Below are 17,345 nucleotides of genomic sequence, written 5' to 3'. Positions count from 1 at the left end.
CGCAATTACTATTTTACTCGGATTTTCATTATGAGTCTCTTTTTTAGTTACCGTTGCACTTCAATTGTAAATTCAAGCTATAGTAAAGCGCTTTCCAATAGGTCCAAGCCTCTAAATACGCCGCCAAGTCCTCTGGATGATGCAAAAGACAGCGCGCAATCCGAATGTATAACCCAATCAAAACCGAACCGTAGAGCTCCCCTGGAATCTCCCCATTGAAAAATAATAGCGCGTCCTGCAAGGTTTTCTCATCCAGACTATCTGGTGAAGAACAAAACGCAAAAATAAGATCATACATCGGCGGTCCAAAAAGATGAAGTGGATCAATAACGCCGCACAACTGCCCGTCTTGAAACAGAAAATTATGTACGCCGCAATCGCCATGTAGAAAATATAAGCGCTCACGAGGCTGATCCTTGACCACTTTCCTAACGAGAACGGCATCTTCATTTGGTAAATGCTTGCCAATAATAGCCTCAGCTCCCATAATTTCCTGTTGCAAAAACTTATGCCAGGTGAACTTTTCATGCCAACCCCAACCGCGCATAATCGGCTTGTATTCATTGATTAAGCCTACCGTCAAATCTTGCAGCATCTTCGCTTTTTCAGATCGAGCGCCTAATGTATCCCCTTTCATAAATGTATACACTAAATAATCTTTCGCGTCGTACACCAATCTTGGCAACAAAGCGCTATCCTTATAAAACCGCAGAAATGTTGCTTCCCAATAAATCAGATTCGCCTCATTTCCCTTCACAACATAGGTTTTGCCGTCTTCACATTGTATTTTGGCAACCGCGCTCGACGTCCCACCACGCAAATGATCCCACGTGATAATTTCCGAACCTAACACGTTTTCTCGCAACAATTCGTCGATCATTGATTTCATACCCACCGAACCCACTCCCTTCCAAAAAAGAACCTACAAGCCAAGCTCGTAAGTCCCCATTTTAACATACTACTTCCAATCTTTATCTAGTTTCAAATACCCTTCATGCACAACCGCCGTGCTTTCCAGTAAATCCGCGATTCCTTGTTTTTTCGGCGTGAAGGCACAGACTACGTATAGTCCCCAAACGACAGAAGTGACGAAGCGCAAAGCACCCTCGCGAAACAACACCGTTCCCCATGTCAACGTTCCCGTTTTCAATGACACAACGCGGATCCCAAAAATCATTTTTCCGAGCGTCTGCCCCCAGAACTTCGTCATCACGATAAAATAAGCAAGAAAAACAAGCGTCACGAGCGCACCGTAAATCGCGAAAAACGAACCGTCCATTTGCCAATCTGCTAGTCTGAAAATCGGGCTGATGATGATAGCCGCAACTGCCGTCGTTGCGAGTAAATCTACAAGATACGCCATGAAACGAATCCAGAATCCTGCGTAATATTGGGATGGAAAACCGTTTTGTTCTTCTTTTGGAGGCTCATATTTAAAAACTGGACGCTCCGTGTGTTGCAACGTTTCCTGTTCCATTTGAACTCCTCCTTTATTTTCCATACAAGTACATCAGACGCGGCGCTTCCATCATGTTCATTAGCTGTAACGCTTGATGCGCCTCGCTTTTTTGGCCTACGATTTGGCTGATCGACGTAGAGAAAATCGATGCTAAACCGCCACCGCTCGAATCGTATTCAAATACTTGTGCGCCTTTCAAATCTTGCTCTTTTTTCAAAGCATTCAAGGCATTTTCTTCATATCCGAATGCGTCGATTAAACCATTCGCCTTCGCTTGGCGGCCATCGTAAATCCGACCGTCTGCAATTTTTCGAACCTCAGCTTCTGTCATGTGACGACCTTCCGCGACAACTTTTACAAATTGGCCGTAAGAATCATCAATCATCGACTGCATAATAGCTTTTTCTTCTGCCGTCATCGGGCGCGACGAACTCATAATATCCTTGAATTCCCCACTTTTAATCGTATTATCCGAAATTCCGACTTTCTTCATCAATTCGCTAAAATCATAACCTTGCATGATAACGCCGATCGAACCAGTCAGTGTTTCAGGACTTGCAAAAATTTTGTCGGCTGGCGCGGAAACGTAATAACCGCCAGATGCAGCCATGCTACCGAACGAAACATAGATTGGCAACTTCTTCTCTTTCTTGATCTGTAAAATTTTATCGCGAATTTGCGCGGATTCTACAACGCCGCCACCTGGTGAATTGACGTTTAGAATAACTCCGGCAACTGTGTCATCTTCCCGAATTTGTTCCAACTGATCCATGAAATCCGTATGGTTGTAGCCTTCACTACCGCCAAGAAGCGAGTCGCTCGAACCTGTGTCTTGGATTGCGCCATCAATATGTAGCACAGCAATCCGCTTATCTTGGCTCCCATCCTCAAGCACCAATTCGGTCATTTCTGTATCCATCGCGGTCAGTGATTCCGCCCACGACATTTTGTACTCATCATCGCTTGCTAGGAGCGTACTCGTAATCTTCGTAATCCCGCTCACTACTAATAAAGCGGCGACAATCCCGATCGCAATCCATCTTTTTGCATTCACATTATTTCCCCCTTTTTTATTACCATAGAACTATCATAACGGAAAACAGCTACTTTTTACAGCGAAACTTGAAAAATTCTTATTTTTTACAAGATTAGTAGTGAGCATTCGTGTTATAATGGGGTGGAGATTGAATTAATTAAGAACTCTGGAGGTTTTAGTATGGCTGAGACAATTTTTTACTTTTCCTATCGCAAAACAGAAGAATTACAAAAACATGCCGATGAACTAAAAAAAGTAACGGAAGAATACGGTTTTGAAGTAACCGATAATTTCGAAGCTGCAACAGCGATTATTAGTATTGGTGGAGACGGCGCTTTCTTGAAATCCGTGCGCGAAACTGGTTTCCGCTCCGATTGTTTATATGCGGGCATCGCCTTGACGGAACAACTTGGACAATATTGCGATTTTCACGTACACCAAATCGATGAAATTATTAAGGCCGCGGCAGAAGATCGCTGGCTTGTTCGCCGTTACCCAACGATTTACGGTACGGTCAACAATTCGAAGGCTTTTTACGTACTAAACGAGTTCAATATTCGTTCATCGATTATTCGTACGCTGCAAATCGATGTGTATATTAATGACAGCCTATTTGAAACGTTCCGCGGTGATGGCATGGTTATTTCGACGCCAACAGGAAGTACAGCTTACAATAAGTCGATTAACGGCTCGATTGTGGATCCATTACTACCTTCAATGCAAGTGAGTGAACTAGCTTCGATTAATAATAACCGTTTCCGGACGCTTGGCTCTTCGTTCATTTTGAGCCCAAAACGTAAATTGCGTTTAGATATGCGTGCGAACGGCGTAAACGACTTCCCGATTATGGGGATGGATTCCGAAGCGCTTAGCATCCAACACGTTGATGAGATTAAGCTTGAAGTTGGCGACCGCTTTGTGAATATTATCAAACTGCATAATAATTCATTCTGGGATAAAGTGAAGCGTAATTTCTTGTAAAAATCCGAATTAAAGCTTGTTCGTACTGCCAAATCAGGCGTGTGCGAATAAGCTTTTTTTGTCATGAAAAAGCCCCGTTCCAAGTTTTCTAGAACGGAGCACATATCCTTATTTATTCCAACAATCCTTAAATTCCTGCCAGCTACCGAAGTAATACTTGACCACGCGATAGTCGTCAAAGTCCGTCATTTTCGGCGCTCTGCCTAGAATTCGGATAATTTCGTTTGCTTCTTTAATATAGCGTTCCTTAATCTCTTTGCCTTCCCCTTCCGGAGCTGTTAGCGACAAATCTGCCGCGTTCAAAAATTGTTCCCATGAGCCAAAACTCTTCGTTGCCGCCCCAACACCTGGAAACTCTGATGCAGCGCCTATTGGTGGCCTGCCAAGTACTTTTGTAATGCGTTTTACTTCATCTATTAAATATTCATCCGTATATCGTTTTGCCGCCAATTTAATCAACCTTTCGCTATTAAAGTATTCACAAGGATTATTGTACCATATGATTCTTTCCACCGTCACTAGATAGCCCTAGATTCCGCAAAATTTTTCCGTGCTTTAAGATTCCTCTATCTGGATATCTATTCCAATGGCTAGAAGTTCAGACAATTCATCTGGACTGAACAATCCACCACGTCTCACAATCATACCATTAACAATAATGATAGGCAAAACTTTTTGACCATTTTCTGTAAGTTCCGCGTGTACTAACTTATTTTGGATAAATGGTAGTTCCGATTCTGACATCACATGCACATGTGTTTGAAGCTCTTCCCCTGCAAAAACGAGATGCGTATTTCTGAACGCGTCATTGTGTATACTTTTGAACACTTCCAGTTCGAGATTGCCATTATCCTGTAAGCAAAAATAGCTAATATCCATCTCGTTTATTTTTTCCCCGTGGAACCAAAACCGCCACGATCGGTATTACCAAGCGTTGTAACCTCTGTAATTTTAACCTCTGGCATCTTCGCCATAATTCTGAACTGGCAGATTCGATCCCCTTTTTCGATAACGGTATCGCGCATGGCAATCGCTGGGAATTTCCAGAAATCATTTTCGCCGCAATAGCTCTCATCGATAACTCCCATGCTATTCGATTGGATAATCCCAAAATGTTTATATGTACTAGAACGAGGCACGACATGGGCTTCATACCCTTTTGGCAGCTCCATCGCGACGCCAAGTTCGATTAATTTGTAGTCACCAGCAGCTAGGTGGACTTCTTCGTTTGCATGTAAATCAATCCAATCACCTTGCTCGATTTTATTTAATCTAGCATCTTGATCCGCCGCGTATTTCACTTTAATTTCCATTTCATATCACTCCAAATAGTTGAATTCTCTACACTGCTAATCCTATCATAGTTGGAGCGTTTCGGGAATTACTTTCTCTAAAAAAGAAGCCTGAATGTAGCGCCTATGTAAAAGACGAACACTCAAGCCTCCTATTTAAGTCATCTCGGCGCTAATGTATAGTCAATACCATTCATCGTAACTTTTATCGAGCTTGGCCATGATTTTTGATCCCATTTACCAGCATTCCCTTGTTTTGTAATTTGATCTACGGCTGAATCATAGAATTTCTTTTGATTTTTATTGTACCACGGATCATTATGAGGATTTGGCGAAAATTGATAAACATGATTACCAGGATTAAACGTTAACCCTCTATTCTTACTCCATGATGTTTCCACCCATTTATAGTTAACTCCATTTATTTTTGTGTTTCCACCTATGCCTGCTGCTTCCGCTCCAATTACGCCTAGGCTTTTATCCAAACTTACATGTCCCGTATTCACCAAACTGACACCAATAACCGAAGAAAGTCCAAAAAAAACAGCAACGGAGAGTCCAACAATTCTTTTTTTCATGTGCATAAAAATCTCCTACTTTCTTTATTTTTTTGTAGAAGGAATGGCACTCCTAACTACTTTAAAAGCGTAACATAGAATCGTTACATCTATGTGACAATAATCTGGCATAAAAAATAATCTCGGTATCGCTAGCATTATCTAGCATTTCCCGAGATTATCTTCTTATATCTTGCTTATCTCCACATACTCTGCGGATGGGCTAAGCGCTGCCCGACAGTCTGTTTCCGTGTTTATCGTATGAATAAATCTAGGTATCTTGTCATCTTGTACTTTGAGTCTGATACTTCCAATTTCATTCAGAATAGTAGAATAGTTCGTGTGTATTTGGAAGCGTTTGAAAACTGCTACAACACGCTCCATTTTAGCAATTCCTCCCTTCCGTTATTTTTATAACATTCTAAAAAATTATGAGATATAACAACATTCCCATGCATTTCCATTTTACCTTTCTATGTAAGCACTGTCAAATATAATACAAAATCCAATGCACATGAATGAATCATGCATTGGATTCCCAATTTTCAGCCTAAAATCATCACTAGCAAGGCTTTCTGTGCGTGGAGCCTGTTTCCAGCTTGTTGGTATACGAGCGATTGTTTGCCATCGATAACAGCTGTCGCGACCTCTTCCTCGCGATGTGCTGGTAAACAGTGCAAGAAGTGATAGTCTGATTTGGCATGCGCCACTAACTCGCCCGTCACCGCGTATCCTTCAAAATCAGCAAAACGTTTCGCATTCTCCTCTTCTTGCCCCATGCTCGTCCACACATCTGTATACACAAAATCCGCGTCAGAAACCGCAAGAACAGGATCCGTCGTGATCTCGATTGTCGCACCGGTTTTAGCCGCGATTTGCAAAGCTTGGTGCAACACCGTTTCGTCCGGCTCATATCCAACTGGCATCGCGCACGAGATATCTAATCCAACCATTGCGGCCGCAAGTAACAGCGAATGGCACACATTGTTTCCATCACCGATATACGCGAGTTTCACGCCTTCAAACGTGTTTTTCACTTCAAAAATCGTCAACAAATCCGCCAGCGCTTGGCACGGGTGATGCAGATCCGTCAAGCCATTAATAATCGGAATCGACGCATGTTCCGCAAGCTCCTCCACGCCTTCATGGCTGAACGTCCGAATCATCACGGCATTTATATACTCACTCAAAACGTGCGCGGTATCCTTAATCGGCTCGCCACGCCCAATTTGTAGCTCTTTGGAAGACATCACAATCGCCTGCCCACCTAATTGCAAAATTCCTGCTTCAAAAGAAATACGCGTCCGCGTCGACGGTTTATCGAAAATCATCCCTAAAATCTGTCCGCTTAACGTATGGCTATAATGCGCCGGATTCGTCTTAATCGCAAGCGCCAACTGCACTAATTCCGCGATTTCCTCATTGCTCCATTCCAGTAAACTCAGCATATCTTTCCCTTTAGTCGTTTCTTTATAATACGTCATTATTTCATCCCTACTTCCTGTTTTATCAACACTGATTCGATCAAATTCGCCGCGCGTTCCAGTTCTTCTTTTGTCACCGTTAATGGTGGTAAAATTCGCAATACGTTCGGCCCAGCTGTCAACGTAAGTAATCCTAGCTCTTGCAACGCTTTGACAACATCTCCCGCTCCAAATTCTAACGCGATTCCAAGCATCAAGCCTTCTCCACGAATTTCCACGACATTTGCCGCTACTTTTTCGGTAAGCAGTTGTTGGAAATAGGCGCCTTTTTCAGCCACATCTGCGAGAAATACTTCATCAAAAACGATATCCATAACCGCGTCTGCTGCTGCCATCACAATTTTATTCCCGCCAAAAGTCGAGCCGTGAACGCCAGGTCCAAATGTTGCGGCAAGCTCAGATTTACCAACCATCGCTCCAACTGGCAAGCCGTTTCCAAGCCCTTTTGCTAATGTGAAAATATCTGGTTCGATTCCTGCATGCTCAAAAGCGAAACGTTTTCCAGTGCGCCCGATTCCAGTTTGAACCTCATCGATAATGAGTAGCGCGCCGTGTCTTTGACATAGCTCGGAGGCACCAACTAAGAACGCCGTCGTTGCTGGTAGTACGCCACCTTCACCTTGAATAACTTCCAACATCACAGCCGCTGTTTTTGCCGAAATCGTGTTTTCTAAAGCTGCCAAATCATTGTACGGTAAGTATGTAAAACCTGGAAGCAGTGCGCCGAAACCGTCGTGAATTTTTCCTTGTCCCGTCGCCGTCATCGTCGCAATTGTTCGGCCGTGAAACGACTGCTGAAACGTGATAATCTCATCACAACCCGTATGTTTTTTCGCGAGTTTCAGAGCAGCCTCATTTGCTTCAGCCCCACTATTGCAGAAAAATACCACACGATCCGCGTCCGCTGTTAATTTTGTCGCGACTTGCTCTTGAATACTACTTTCAAAAAGATTCGACGTGTGCCAAATTTGACCAAGTTGTTTTTGCACAGCGGCTAGAACCGTTTCATGGCAATGCCCCAAGTTGCAAACCGCGATACCCGAGGTGAAATCCAGATATTCCTTCCCGTTAGCATCCTTCACAACCGTTCCTTTCCCTTCCACGATCTCGATTGGGAATTTGGCGTATGTTGGAAATAAATCACTCATCCTATCTTCACCCCTTCGCTTATTATCGTTCCTTTAGCCGTCATTTCATTCGTAATAATGACTTGTCCAACGCCTTGCGTGACTGCGTTTTTCGCACTTTTGAGTTTGGGAATCATACCACCTGTGATGATTTCTGTCGCGAATAAATCGTCCAATTCGGCCGTATCAATATGCGACACCACCTCGCCCGCATTAAGAACCCCGGCCACATCTGTCAGCAAAATCAATTCCTCCGCTTGAAGAGCTGCCGCCACCGCACACGCCGCCAAATCAGCATTCACATTCAGCCATTGCGTCGACATCGCCAAGCCAAGAGGCGCAATCACTGGCACGATTTGTTGCGCAATTAAACTCTCAATCAAGTCCGTCTTCACATGCGTAATTTCGCCAACAAATCCCAGCTCGCCGTCCGTTAATTGTTCCGCTTGCATCAAGCCCGCGTCACCCGCATGTAAGCCAACCGCCGAGATATCCTGCTGTTCAAGCGCTGTGACGATTTCCGGTTGCACCTGCCCAATCAAGACCATTTTCGTCACCGCTAACGTTTCTTTCGTCGTGATACGCAACCCCGCCTTCGTTTCAACTGGAATCTGCAGCGCCTCCATCATTTTGCTAATCTGAACGCCACCACCGTGAACCAAGACAACCTGTTTGCCATCCGCCTGCCACGTTTTGATTTGCTTGAAAAAATTTTCATGGAGATGACTTCCCGCGACGCCACCTATTTTCACCACAATAATTCCACTCATCTCATTCACCCCTTTTTCACGTCCGATAACACGCATTTATTTTGACATAATCATAGCTTAAATCGCATCCCCAAGCGGTTCCTGCTTCCAAGCCACTATGCAGATTCACCTCGATTAGGATATTTTCTTTTTGCAAATAATCAGCCAGTACATCCGGATTGTACGCTGCCGTCTCACTTTTTTCTAAAATCACAGTCTCACCAATTCGAATCGTGATATTATCTGGTGAAAAACGCCCGCCACTGTAGCCAATCGCGCAAATTATTCGGCCCCAATTCGCATCCTCGCCGAACATCGCTGTTTTCACAAGGCTTGACGATACAATTTGTTTCGCGATCATCCTCGCGTCTTCTTTTGATGTTGCGCCTTTCACTTGGGCTTCAATGAGTTTCGTCGCTCCTTCGCCGTCTCTCGCAATGCTTTTCGCTAAATGTTGGCACACCGCGTAAAACATTTTGGTAAATGTCGCAAACTCTGGTGTACCTTCTGAAAAAGCGGTATTTCCCGCGCAGCCGTTAGCCATCACGACAACCATATCATTCGTTGATGTGTCCCCGTCCACCGTTATTTGATTGAACGTTTGATCTACTTTTTGTTTTAGCAATTTTTGCAATAGTTTAGCTGGTACCGCTGCGTCTGTCGTAATGAATGAGAGCATCGTCGCCATATTCGGATGAATCATCCCTGATCCCTTTGCTACACCTGAAATCGTAATCGTTTTACCGCCAATTTTTGCTTGCAATGTAAGCTCTTTTTGTACCGTATCCGTCGTTAAAATAGCTTCGTGAAAATCAGCGCTCACACCCGACTTCGCATCCAATGACGCAATGCCTGCCTCCACTTTTTCCATTGGTAAGTAGTCGCCAATCACGCCTGTTGACGCAACCGCCACATCCGTATCCGCGATGCCTAAATGTTTCGCCGCCAGCGCCCGCATTGCAAAGCCATCTTCCAAGCCGCGCTTCCCAGTGCACGCATTCGCCACACCACTATTGACCACAATCGCCTGCAACGTCTGATTCGCCGCCAAGCTATCCTTTGTTATAAAAATCGGCGCCGCCTGCATCTGATTCATCGTGTAAACCGCTGCTGCCTCCGCTGGCTTTTCCGAAAAAATAATCCCGATATCCTTCTTTTTACGCTTTAAACCACAATGCTTCCCATCCGCGAAAAAACCGAGCGGCGTCGCAATCGTGCCATTTTCAACCGTTATCCAATCCTCTTTTTCCAATACCTTCTCCATCGTATTTCCCCCTAATCAAGGATAAACCGGTATAAAATCAAGCCCAGCCGTCTCCTCAAATCCGGCCATCAAATTCAAATTCTGAATCGCTTGTCCCGCGGCCCCTTTGACCAAATTATCAATCACTACAACAATCGTAATCATATTCGTTCTTTCATTATAACAAAGCCCAATATCGCAAAAGTTCGAAGCCGTCACTTGTTTGAGCGTCGGATAAACATCCTTATCCTGAATACGAACAAATGGCTTTCCATCGTAGCTTTCTCGGTAAAGCGCAAGCAGTTCCTCCGTCGAAGTCTCGCCTTTTGCCTTCACATAAATCGTTGCAAAAATGCCTCGCGTCACCGGAATAAGCGATGTCGAAAACGTAATCGCATCAATGCCCGCGTCCCACACGCGCAACTGCCGAATAATCTCTGGAATATGCTGATGCTGGTTCATCCGATACAGCGTCATGTTCTCGTTCGTCTCCGGAAAATGCGTATTCGCGCTCGGCGTCTTACCCGCCCCAGAAATGCCCGATTTCGCATCCACAATAATAGAATCCGCCTCGACCTTGCCATGCATCACAAGTGGCGCTAAACCAAGCAAAGTTGCCGTCGCATAACAACCAGGATTCGAAATAAACGTCGTGTCCACGTTCTCCCGCCATTCCGCCAACCCGTATTCCGCCTGATTCAAGTAAGCAACCGGCGCTGCGTCCTTGTTATACCACTTCTCATATTTCTCCTTCGTCAACCTGAAATCCCCGGACAAATCAATAACCTTCATCCCCGCATCGATAAACGGTTGCGCCGCCTCCTTCGCGACCCCGCTAGGCGTTGCAAGAAAAACCGCCTCACTTTCCTCCGCTATTTTCGCCACGTCAATCTCGGCCAGCTCATGATGGTAAACCGTATGTAAATGCGGGTAAAATCGCGAAATATCATCCGTCTGAGCGGAAAAACTATGCAAAGAAGCAATCTCAACTTGCGGATGTTGATGCAATAGTCGAAGTAATTCGAGCCCTCCATAACCTGTTGCTCCAATAATCGAAACTTTCATGATTTTCCCACCCTTCTTATTTTTTATGATAAAACTTATTATAAACTTGTATATTTATAATGTCAAATGGTTTTTTATAAATTATAAAACTATTTTTATGCACTATATATGCATATTCGTTCTTTTTTTATGCAAAACACATTCACAAATCCCCATCAAAAAAGACCGCTCATCAGAACGGCCCTCCATCACGCAATATATCATTTCTCTTTATCCGAGTCCTTCTTCACAGCATTCTTCACGCCTTCTGCTGTTTCCTTCGCATCCGATGCCGCTTCTTTCACCTTGCCCTTCGCTTTTTCCAAAAAGCCCTCAGTCTGCTTTTCCTTATCGCCAGTCAATTTCCCTGTCTTTTCCTTCACTCCACCCTTTACTTGTTCCTTCTTGCCTTTATCGTCTACCATAAAATTCATTCCTCCTTCTATTTTTAACCGTGATGCATTGTCAAAAACATTTCCTTGCCTCTACTTCATTTTTACCCTGTTAGTTATAAGAAAAACATATCTGAAATATGAAACGATTCCCACCAATAAAAAAACGACACCACAATCGGCATCGTCTCCCTTGTTAAAATAGATCTGAAAATTCATCCTGTACTTTTTTCGCATCTGCAACTTCCACAGAAAAAGTTTCTGTCGCATCCACCGCTTCCTGCACCAACGCCTCAAAATCTATAAAGCTTTCATAACGCTCCACTTTATCTAATTTAGGACGTGTTTTCGGAGATGGTGGCGTGAAAATCGTGCAGCAATCCTCGAATGGTTGCACAGAAATATCATACGTGTCAATCGCCTGCGCAATCTCGATAATCTCATTTTTATCCATCGATACCACAGGACGAATAATCGGCGTTGTCGTCACAGCATTAATCGCCAGCATACTCTCCAGCGTCTGACTCGCCACCTGGCCTAAACTCTCACCATTCACAATCGCCAAACCTTCCCGGCGTCGGCGCAGCTCGTCCGTAACCCGCAACATCATCCGACGCGTCACCGTCATCGTGAACCCTTCCGGAATTTGCTTTTTAATCATTTCTTGAATCGCGGTAAACGGCACCACATGCATCTGCACCTGCCCGCTATACTGCGCCAATTTTCCAGCTAAATCAACAGCTTTTTGTTTCGCGCGCTCACTCGTATACGGCGGACTATGAAAATGCACCGCCTCAACCTCCACACCACGTTTCATCGCCAAATATCCCGCAACAGGACTATCAATCCCACCCGAAAGCATCAACATCGCGCGCCCCGAAGAACTCACCGGCAAACCGCCCGCGCCTTGAATTGTCTGACACGACAAAAAGATTCCTTCACTACGAACGTCAACAAGTAACTTCACATCTGGATTTTTCACATCGACATGCAAGTCATCGATATTTTGCAAAATAAACCCGCCGAGCTCGTGATTAATCCCATTCGTATCCAGCTCAAATGACCGATCCGCACGCCGCGCATTCACTTTGAAACTCCCGCCAGCCTGATGCATCGCGCGAACAAGTGACAATCCAGCTTGCTTCATCTCCTCCAAATCCTGAGGTACCCGAACTGCCGGACTAAACGACTGAATCCCAAAAATCGGACGCAACCGCTCTAAAATAACCTGATCATCCGCTCCATTTAATAGTAAATACATCCGATCACGCTCTCCGAACACTTTCACTTCTGGAAAATCTGCAATCGCTCGTTTCACATTATGCGCTAATTTTTTAATAAACTGTTTCCGGTTCCGGCCTTTTGTTGATAACTCGCCATACCGAACGACTATACGATCATATTTCATCATTTCACCACTTCATTCAAATTTTTGATAATCTCTTGTATTGCTTCCATAAAACGCTCTGCTTCCGCCATCGCATTCTGGTAAGACAAGCTCACACGAACGGCGCCCACAGCTTCTTCATCCGTCACCCGCATCGCTTTTAACGTACTGCTAGCAAGCTTGGCACGCGAAGAACAAGCACTCGTCGTCGAAACATATATCTCATATTTCTCCAACGCATGCACCAAAATTTCGCCACGATGCCCAACGACAGAAAAACAACAAATATGCGGTGCCGCCTGGTTTTTATCCGTATGAATCGAAACCTCTGGAATACCCGCAAGCGCGTCTAGCAAATAATCGCGAATCGCTTCTAGATCAGCAACATGTGCTTTCTGCTCTTCCAAACCAATCCGCAACGCCTTCGCAAAAGCCACGACACCAGCCGTATTTTCCGTCCCGTTTCGCAGACCAAATTCCTGCCCACCACCATCCAAAAGCGGCATCACCGATACGTGCTTCTTCTTTATCAAAACGCCAGTCCCATTCAAGCCATGTATCTTATGTCCAGAAATACTCACCAAGTCGACGTCCGCAACATCCAGCGCCACCTTCGTCAATCCCTGCACATGATCCACATGAAAAAAGGTCTGCGGTCGCGTTTTCAGTACCTCCGCAATCGCTCCAATCGGCTGCACAGAGCCAACCTCATTATTCACATGCATCACCGACACCAAAATCGTATCTTCCCGCAGCGCACTTTTCAAATCTTCCACCGAAACAACGCCCGACGCATCGACTGGCAACCGCGTTACTTCAAATCCTTGCGCCTCTAAGCTATGCATCGTATTTTGGACCGAGGGATGTTCAATCGCCGTCGTAATCACATGCTTCCCGCGATTACGATAAAATCCCGTCACGCCCTTAATCGCCATATTATTACTTTCCGTCCCACCAGATGTAAAAATAATTTCCTCAGGCAGCGTCCCGAGCATCCCAGCCACAAGAATCCGCGCCTGTTCGTGCAACTCACTAACCTTCGAACCATAGCCATGAAGAGAGGACGGATTCGCAAAATAGTTCGTCGCTACTTTTGCATATGTCTCCACACAAGCATTCAGCGGCTTTGTCGTCGCACTATTATCAAAATAAATCATCCAAAAAAGCCCCCATGAATTAATTCTCATTCATTATTCTATCACAGAATCACCAACCGCGCGCATACATTTCAAAAAAATCCGCGCTCGGAACAAAGAAAAATCGTCCCATCCTTCTTACTCGGATAAGACGACATTTCTCGCTTCATTATTCCTCTACTTCATCCACATTTATCTTCATTTCATACGCCTTCTCAATCTTCTTAAACGCACTCGGCTCTACTTTTTCCAAAGCCGTTACTGCAAGTTCCAGCGCTTTCTTATATTGATAATCATCATAAAAATGGTCTTCCGCTTGACGTAATGCTATTGCAAGATCCGGCGTCTGTAAACGATAACGGTTCGCATATTGAATCACGTGCTCCACTAAATGCGCGTTCTCAATCATTTCATCCGCTTTCTCGGTCAAATGCTCCAAATCCTCTTGCGCCACCTGCCACTCGTGATTCACCGATTTCATATTCAGCGGCTTCTCTTCCAACTTCTGTTCTAGCTTAGAAATCGACGCCTCCATGTGCTCACATAGCGCCAAGTAGTCCTCTGGCTTACCAGGAAGTCGCTCACGATCCAATCTACGGTTCAAATTCAGAATCGCCCGACGCATTCTATCTGCATCTTCACGCGCCTCTAGCTCATCTTTTCGTAGCGAACGCAATTCTTCTGCAAATGCGTCTTGCTCTAAGGAAATCGTCGACACAACCGCATCAATTTCTTTCAACGCATCCTCTGCCGCCGAATACGCAATTTTAACCTCAGAAAGTCGTTCCGTAACGGTCGCCAACTGTTCTTTCTGGAGCTCTAACTGGCTTGCAATTTTCAAATAGCTTGCCAAATCCTCTTCCGTCACATGATACGTCTGCTTCACTTCTTTAATCTGCTCAGCTAACGCGTCCGACACATCGAGCTGTTTCTCCAGTTTCGCTTCCACCACAATACGATTTTCCTTCACAAAATGGCGCGCCTCAACCTCATGCTCCAATGTATCGTAAAACAAGTTAATTTCCGTATGCAGTTCTGCCACACCGCTTTCCACGGCTTCTAGTTCCCCTGCCACAATCTTGTCTTTCAAATCCGTCACCCGATTGCTCATCCGGTCCAATTCCGCAGCCAGTTGCAATTGCTCCAAGAAATAGCCTTGTTGCGCCATTTCATCATAACCCGCTTGCAACTTGCCCATTTCGTCCGGTAAAACAACATCGCTCTCACGCAGCAAAACAGGAATTTTTTCCAGTTTCACGCCTAATTTCTCCAGATCATGTTGGACATTCAACACCACTTCCCGTGCCTCCAAATAATCCCCTTGATCCGTCAACATATCAAACCGATTCAAGTTCTCCGCAATCGTATCTAACTCGCCTTCCACGCTATGTAACGCGTCACCAAGCTTATACCCATTACTCAAAACCTCACGGCGCAACGTCGTGAATTTATCCTTCGCCATCCGAATATCCTGCGCATTGCGTTCCTCACTAGCAATCAATTCCTTCAATCCACGCAAAATTTGCTTCATTTGCGTATCGATCTCATGAATCACCTGCTCCACCTGATTTTCCATCTGCGTCGCTTGGCGGAACTGATAGCGATCCGTATGTTGCTCCGCGCCAAGAATATACTCTTCCAAGTTTGGAAATAATTTCGTCGCAATATCGTCCCACGAGTCGCGCCACGATTCAAACAAGTCCTCCGTCTGCCCGGTAAGCCGCAACTTCTTCACCTTCGTGAGCTCATCAATCACCGGACGCTCCATCAATTCTATTTTCTGCTCCTCAAGCGCGTTAATTCGCTGATAATGCTTTTTCTTCATTATGTATCCAACCGCAAAAACAACGGCTACAATGACTACAAAGCCGACCAAATACCAAACAAACATGTCGTTTCCTCCTATTATCCCATTATCTCTATTTTTTTAAATCACTTCATTAAGTACAAATGACAAATCCATGCTATACTAATTCATTATACACATACACTATTCTAACACGATTCCGCTGTATTTGCCTTATTTAAAATCAAAAATTATGAAAAAGTGGTGAAAAAAATGATTGAAATTCCAAAATTCACTGGAACAAAAGCAGAAAACTATCAATTATGCGTCAAACAAGTCGAAGCAATGATCGCGGGTGAGCCTAACTTCCTAGCCAATATCAGCAACATCTCCGCTCTATTAAACCAAGCGCTAACCGACATTAACTGGGTTGGCTTCTATTTATATGAAGAAACGAGCAACCAACTTGTCCTCGGTCCATTCCAAGGCCTCCCAGCATGCATCCGTATTCCACTAGGTCGCGGTGTTTGTGGGTCAGCCGCCGCAGAACAAAAAACGTACCTCGTCCAAAACGTTCACGATTTCCCTGGACACATCGCTTGTGACACAGCATCCAATTCCGAAATCGTTATTCCAATTGTCCATGATGGAAAACTGCTTGGCGTTTTAGACGTCGACAGCCCTTCCTTGAACCGTTTTGACGAAACCGACCAACAGTACTTAGAGCAAGTCGTCACTATTTTAAAAGCGTCGATACAATAAAGTTTGACAAGAGTACGCAAAATGTACTATACTAGAAAGCGTGTAAAATGCAGCTTGAGTGATGATGAATATGACCGTTGTTTATCCCCGATTTTTTCGTGGTGTATCCTGTAACCTGCTGCTGCAAGGGCGAAGATACATGAAGATAAACTGCACGTATTTGGTTGGTCACACTTGTTTGTTTTATGCTAAAACAAATTTAAAGGAGGAGTCAATCGATGGCTCGTTATACAGGTCCAAGCTGGAAAATTTCCCGTCGTTTAGGGTTATCACTTTCAGGAACAGGTAAAGAATTAGAACGTCGTCCGTACGCTCCAGGGCAACACGGTCCGACACAACGTAAAAAAATCTCTGAGTACGGTTTACAACAAGCAGAGAAACAAAAATTACGTCACATGTACGGCTTAACAGAACGTCAATTCAAAAACACGTTCGTAAAAGCTGGAAAATTACAAGGTAAACACGGTGAGAACTTCATGATCTTGCTAGAACAACGCCTTGACAACGTGGTATACCGTTTAGGTCTTGCTCGCACTCGTCGTGCAGCACGTCAATTAGTAAACCACGGTCACATTTTAGTAGATTCAAAACGCGTAGACATCCCTTCTTACCAAGTATCACCTGGTCAAGTAATCAGTGTTCGCGAAAAATCTCTTAAATTATCAGCAATCGCTGAAAGCTTAGACGTTGCGGCATTCGTGCCTGAATACCTAACTTTCGACGCTGAAAAACTGACAGGTACATTAAGCCGCCTGCCAGAACGTTCAGAATTACACGCTGAAATCAACGAAGCATTTATCGTAGAATTCTATTCACGTTAATCGCCTTAAAAACCACGAATGCAACTCGCATTCGTGGTTTTTTGTTGCGGCAAAAAAAGAGTAAGATATCACGAAGGAAACATGATATC

The 17,345-nt window shown here is 44.5% G+C and carries 20 protein-coding genes; 3 read left to right on the top strand and 17 right to left on the bottom strand.

All coding sequences use genetic code 11. The features are described from left to right. Positions 1 to 43: 43 nt before the first annotated feature. The 3 genes from EP58_RS01115 to sppA form a co-directional block, all read right to left on the bottom strand. Positions 44 to 889 (bottom strand): phosphotransferase, encoded by an 846-nt coding sequence (locus tag EP58_RS01115; RefSeq protein WP_241480993.1) that lies wholly within the window; start codon positions 887 to 889, stop codon positions 44 to 46. 69 nt (positions 890 to 958) lie between these two features. Further along, positions 959 to 1,477 carry an RDD family protein gene (locus EP58_RS01110; RefSeq protein ID WP_036089086.1) on the bottom strand — a complete coding sequence of 173 codons (519 nt, stop codon included), beginning with the start codon at positions 1,475 to 1,477 and terminating at the stop codon, positions 959 to 961. A 13-nt stretch (positions 1,478 to 1,490) separates the two neighbouring features. Next, entirely contained in the window at positions 1,491 to 2,513 is a 1,023-nt protein-coding gene (gene sppA / locus EP58_RS01105) for a signal peptide peptidase SppA (RefSeq protein ID WP_036089083.1), read from the bottom strand. A 162-nt stretch (positions 2,514 to 2,675) separates the two neighbouring features. On the opposite strand from sppA, the gene EP58_RS01100 reads away from it, so the two are divergent. Continuing rightward, complete coding sequence (locus EP58_RS01100; protein WP_036089082.1) at positions 2,676 to 3,476, top strand: NAD kinase; 801 nt, start codon at positions 2,676 to 2,678, stop codon at positions 3,474 to 3,476. Between the two features lie 108 nt (positions 3,477 to 3,584). Here EP58_RS01100 and EP58_RS01095 read toward each other — a convergent pair whose 3' ends face one another. From EP58_RS01095 to EP58_RS01030, 14 genes are all read right to left on the bottom strand, one after another. Then, positions 3,585 to 3,926 carry a homing endonuclease associated repeat-containing protein gene (locus EP58_RS01095; protein WP_036089081.1) on the bottom strand — a complete coding sequence of 114 codons (342 nt, stop codon included), beginning with the start codon at positions 3,924 to 3,926 and terminating at the stop codon, positions 3,585 to 3,587. 105 nt (positions 3,927 to 4,031) lie between these two features. Beyond that, positions 4,032 to 4,355 carry an arsenic metallochaperone ArsD family protein gene (locus EP58_RS01090; RefSeq protein ID WP_036089080.1) on the bottom strand — a complete coding sequence of 108 codons (324 nt, stop codon included), beginning with the start codon at positions 4,353 to 4,355 and terminating at the stop codon, positions 4,032 to 4,034. Between the two features lie 5 nt (positions 4,356 to 4,360). Then, entirely contained in the window at positions 4,361 to 4,789 is a 429-nt protein-coding gene (locus EP58_RS01085) for a dUTP diphosphatase (RefSeq protein ID WP_036089079.1), read from the bottom strand. A 140-nt stretch (positions 4,790 to 4,929) separates the two neighbouring features. Next, positions 4,930 to 5,346 (bottom strand): hypothetical protein, encoded by a 417-nt coding sequence (locus tag EP58_RS01080; protein ID WP_036089077.1) that lies wholly within the window; start codon positions 5,344 to 5,346, stop codon positions 4,930 to 4,932. Positions 5,347 to 5,511: 165 nt separating this feature from the next. Then, positions 5,512 to 5,709 carry a hypothetical protein gene (locus EP58_RS01075; RefSeq protein ID WP_036089076.1) on the bottom strand — a complete coding sequence of 66 codons (198 nt, stop codon included), beginning with the start codon at positions 5,707 to 5,709 and terminating at the stop codon, positions 5,512 to 5,514. Positions 5,710 to 5,870: 161 nt separating this feature from the next. After that, complete coding sequence (gene argF, locus EP58_RS01070; protein ID WP_036089075.1) at positions 5,871 to 6,809, bottom strand: ornithine carbamoyltransferase; 939 nt, start codon at positions 6,807 to 6,809, stop codon at positions 5,871 to 5,873. Beyond that, positions 6,809 to 7,957 carry an acetylornithine transaminase gene (locus EP58_RS01065; protein WP_036089074.1) on the bottom strand — a complete coding sequence of 383 codons (1,149 nt, stop codon included), beginning with the start codon at positions 7,955 to 7,957 and terminating at the stop codon, positions 6,809 to 6,811. Before EP58_RS01065 ends, argF begins: the two co-directional genes overlap by 1 nt. Then, positions 7,954 to 8,706, bottom strand: coding sequence for an acetylglutamate kinase (gene argB / locus EP58_RS01060; RefSeq protein ID WP_036089073.1), 753 nt, complete (start codon positions 8,704 to 8,706; stop codon positions 7,954 to 7,956). Before argB ends, EP58_RS01065 begins: the two co-directional genes overlap by 4 nt. Positions 8,707 to 8,722: 16 nt before the next feature. Continuing rightward, a complete protein-coding gene (gene argJ, locus EP58_RS01055) occupies positions 8,723 to 9,919 on the bottom strand; it encodes a bifunctional glutamate N-acetyltransferase/amino-acid acetyltransferase ArgJ (protein WP_036089093.1) in 1,197 nt (398 codons plus the stop codon). 45 nt (positions 9,920 to 9,964) lie between these two features. Beyond that, a complete protein-coding gene (gene argC / locus EP58_RS01050) occupies positions 9,965 to 10,993 on the bottom strand; it encodes an N-acetyl-gamma-glutamyl-phosphate reductase (RefSeq protein ID WP_036089072.1) in 1,029 nt (342 codons plus the stop codon). Between the two features lie 200 nt (positions 10,994 to 11,193). Continuing rightward, positions 11,194 to 11,397: a CsbD family protein gene (locus EP58_RS01045; protein WP_036089071.1), complete on the bottom strand. Its 204-nt coding sequence runs from the start codon at positions 11,395 to 11,397 to the stop codon at positions 11,194 to 11,196. Between the two features lie 163 nt (positions 11,398 to 11,560). Continuing rightward, positions 11,561 to 12,772, bottom strand: coding sequence for a tRNA uracil 4-sulfurtransferase ThiI (gene thiI / locus EP58_RS01040; RefSeq protein WP_036089070.1), 1,212 nt, complete (start codon positions 12,770 to 12,772; stop codon positions 11,561 to 11,563). Further along, a complete protein-coding gene (locus EP58_RS01035) occupies positions 12,772 to 13,908 on the bottom strand; it encodes a cysteine desulfurase family protein (RefSeq protein WP_036089069.1) in 1,137 nt (378 codons plus the stop codon). The genes thiI and EP58_RS01035 overlap by 1 nt, the downstream gene beginning before the upstream one ends. Before the next feature lie 148 nt (positions 13,909 to 14,056). Continuing rightward, positions 14,057 to 15,778, bottom strand: coding sequence for a septation ring formation regulator EzrA (locus EP58_RS01030; RefSeq protein ID WP_036089068.1), 1,722 nt, complete (start codon positions 15,776 to 15,778; stop codon positions 14,057 to 14,059). Between the two features lie 168 nt (positions 15,779 to 15,946). On the opposite strand from EP58_RS01030, the gene EP58_RS01025 reads away from it, so the two are divergent. Together EP58_RS01025 and rpsD are read left to right on the top strand one after the other, a co-directional pair. Beyond that, the gene (locus EP58_RS01025; RefSeq protein WP_036089066.1) at positions 15,947 to 16,435 is read left to right on the top strand and encodes a GAF domain-containing protein; all 489 of its coding nucleotides are present in this window, start codon (positions 15,947 to 15,949) and stop codon (positions 16,433 to 16,435) included. A 218-nt stretch (positions 16,436 to 16,653) separates the two neighbouring features. Beyond that, positions 16,654 to 17,256, top strand: a complete 603-nt coding sequence (gene rpsD, locus EP58_RS01020) for a 30S ribosomal protein S4 (protein ID WP_036072475.1) — start codon at positions 16,654 to 16,656, stop codon at positions 17,254 to 17,256. Positions 17,257 to 17,345 lie beyond the last annotated feature (89 nt).

Source organism: Paenilisteria newyorkensis (genome assembly GCF_000766145.1).
In the GTDB taxonomy this organism is placed as follows: domain Bacteria; phylum Bacillota; class Bacilli; order Lactobacillales; family Listeriaceae; genus Listeria_A; species Listeria_A newyorkensis.
The sequence above is the reverse complement of the archived record's forward strand: the minus strand, read 5'-3'. Positions and strand labels throughout refer to the sequence as shown.

Bases quoted from the DNA above. Each gene is read 5' to 3' on its own strand.
- EP58_RS01115 (WP_241480993.1), bottom strand. From the start codon at position 889: ATGAAATCAATGATCGACGAATTGTTGCGAGAAAACGTGTTAGGTTCG.
- EP58_RS01110 (WP_036089086.1), bottom strand. From the start codon at position 1,477: ATGGAACAGGAAACGTTGCAACACACGGAGCGTCCAGTTTTTAAATAT.
- EP58_RS01100 (WP_036089082.1), top strand. From the start codon at position 2,676: ATGGCTGAGACAATTTTTTACTTTTCCTATCGCAAAACAGAAGAATTA.
- EP58_RS01090 (WP_036089080.1), bottom strand. From the start codon at position 4,355: ATGGATATTAGCTATTTTTGCTTACAGGATAATGGCAATCTCGAACTG.
- EP58_RS01085 (WP_036089079.1), bottom strand. From the start codon at position 4,789: ATGGAAATTAAAGTGAAATACGCGGCGGATCAAGATGCTAGATTAAAT.
- EP58_RS01080 (WP_036089077.1), bottom strand. From the start codon at position 5,346: ATGAAAAAAAGAATTGTTGGACTCTCCGTTGCTGTTTTTTTTGGACTT.
- EP58_RS01075 (WP_036089076.1), bottom strand. From the start codon at position 5,709: ATGGAGCGTGTTGTAGCAGTTTTCAAACGCTTCCAAATACACACGAAC.
- argF (WP_036089075.1), bottom strand. From the start codon at position 6,809: ATGACGTATTATAAAGAAACGACTAAAGGGAAAGATATGCTGAGTTTA.
- EP58_RS01065 (WP_036089074.1), bottom strand. From the start codon at position 7,957: ATGAGTGATTTATTTCCAACATACGCCAAATTCCCAATCGAGATCGTG.
- argB (WP_036089073.1), bottom strand. From the start codon at position 8,706: ATGAGTGGAATTATTGTGGTGAAAATAGGTGGCGTCGCGGGAAGTCAT.
- argC (WP_036089072.1), bottom strand. From the start codon at position 10,993: ATGAAAGTTTCGATTATTGGAGCAACAGGTTATGGAGGGCTCGAATTA.
- EP58_RS01045 (WP_036089071.1), bottom strand. From the start codon at position 11,397: ATGGTAGACGATAAAGGCAAGAAGGAACAAGTAAAGGGTGGAGTGAAG.
- thiI (WP_036089070.1), bottom strand. From the start codon at position 12,772: ATGAAATATGATCGTATAGTCGTTCGGTATGGCGAGTTATCAACAAAA.
- EP58_RS01035 (WP_036089069.1), bottom strand. From the start codon at position 13,908: ATGATTTATTTTGATAATAGTGCGACGACAAAGCCGCTGAATGCTTGT.
- EP58_RS01030 (WP_036089068.1), bottom strand. From the start codon at position 15,778: ATGTTTGTTTGGTATTTGGTCGGCTTTGTAGTCATTGTAGCCGTTGTT.
- EP58_RS01025 (WP_036089066.1), top strand. From the start codon at position 15,947: ATGATTGAAATTCCAAAATTCACTGGAACAAAAGCAGAAAACTATCAA.
- rpsD (WP_036072475.1), top strand. From the start codon at position 16,654: ATGGCTCGTTATACAGGTCCAAGCTGGAAAATTTCCCGTCGTTTAGGG.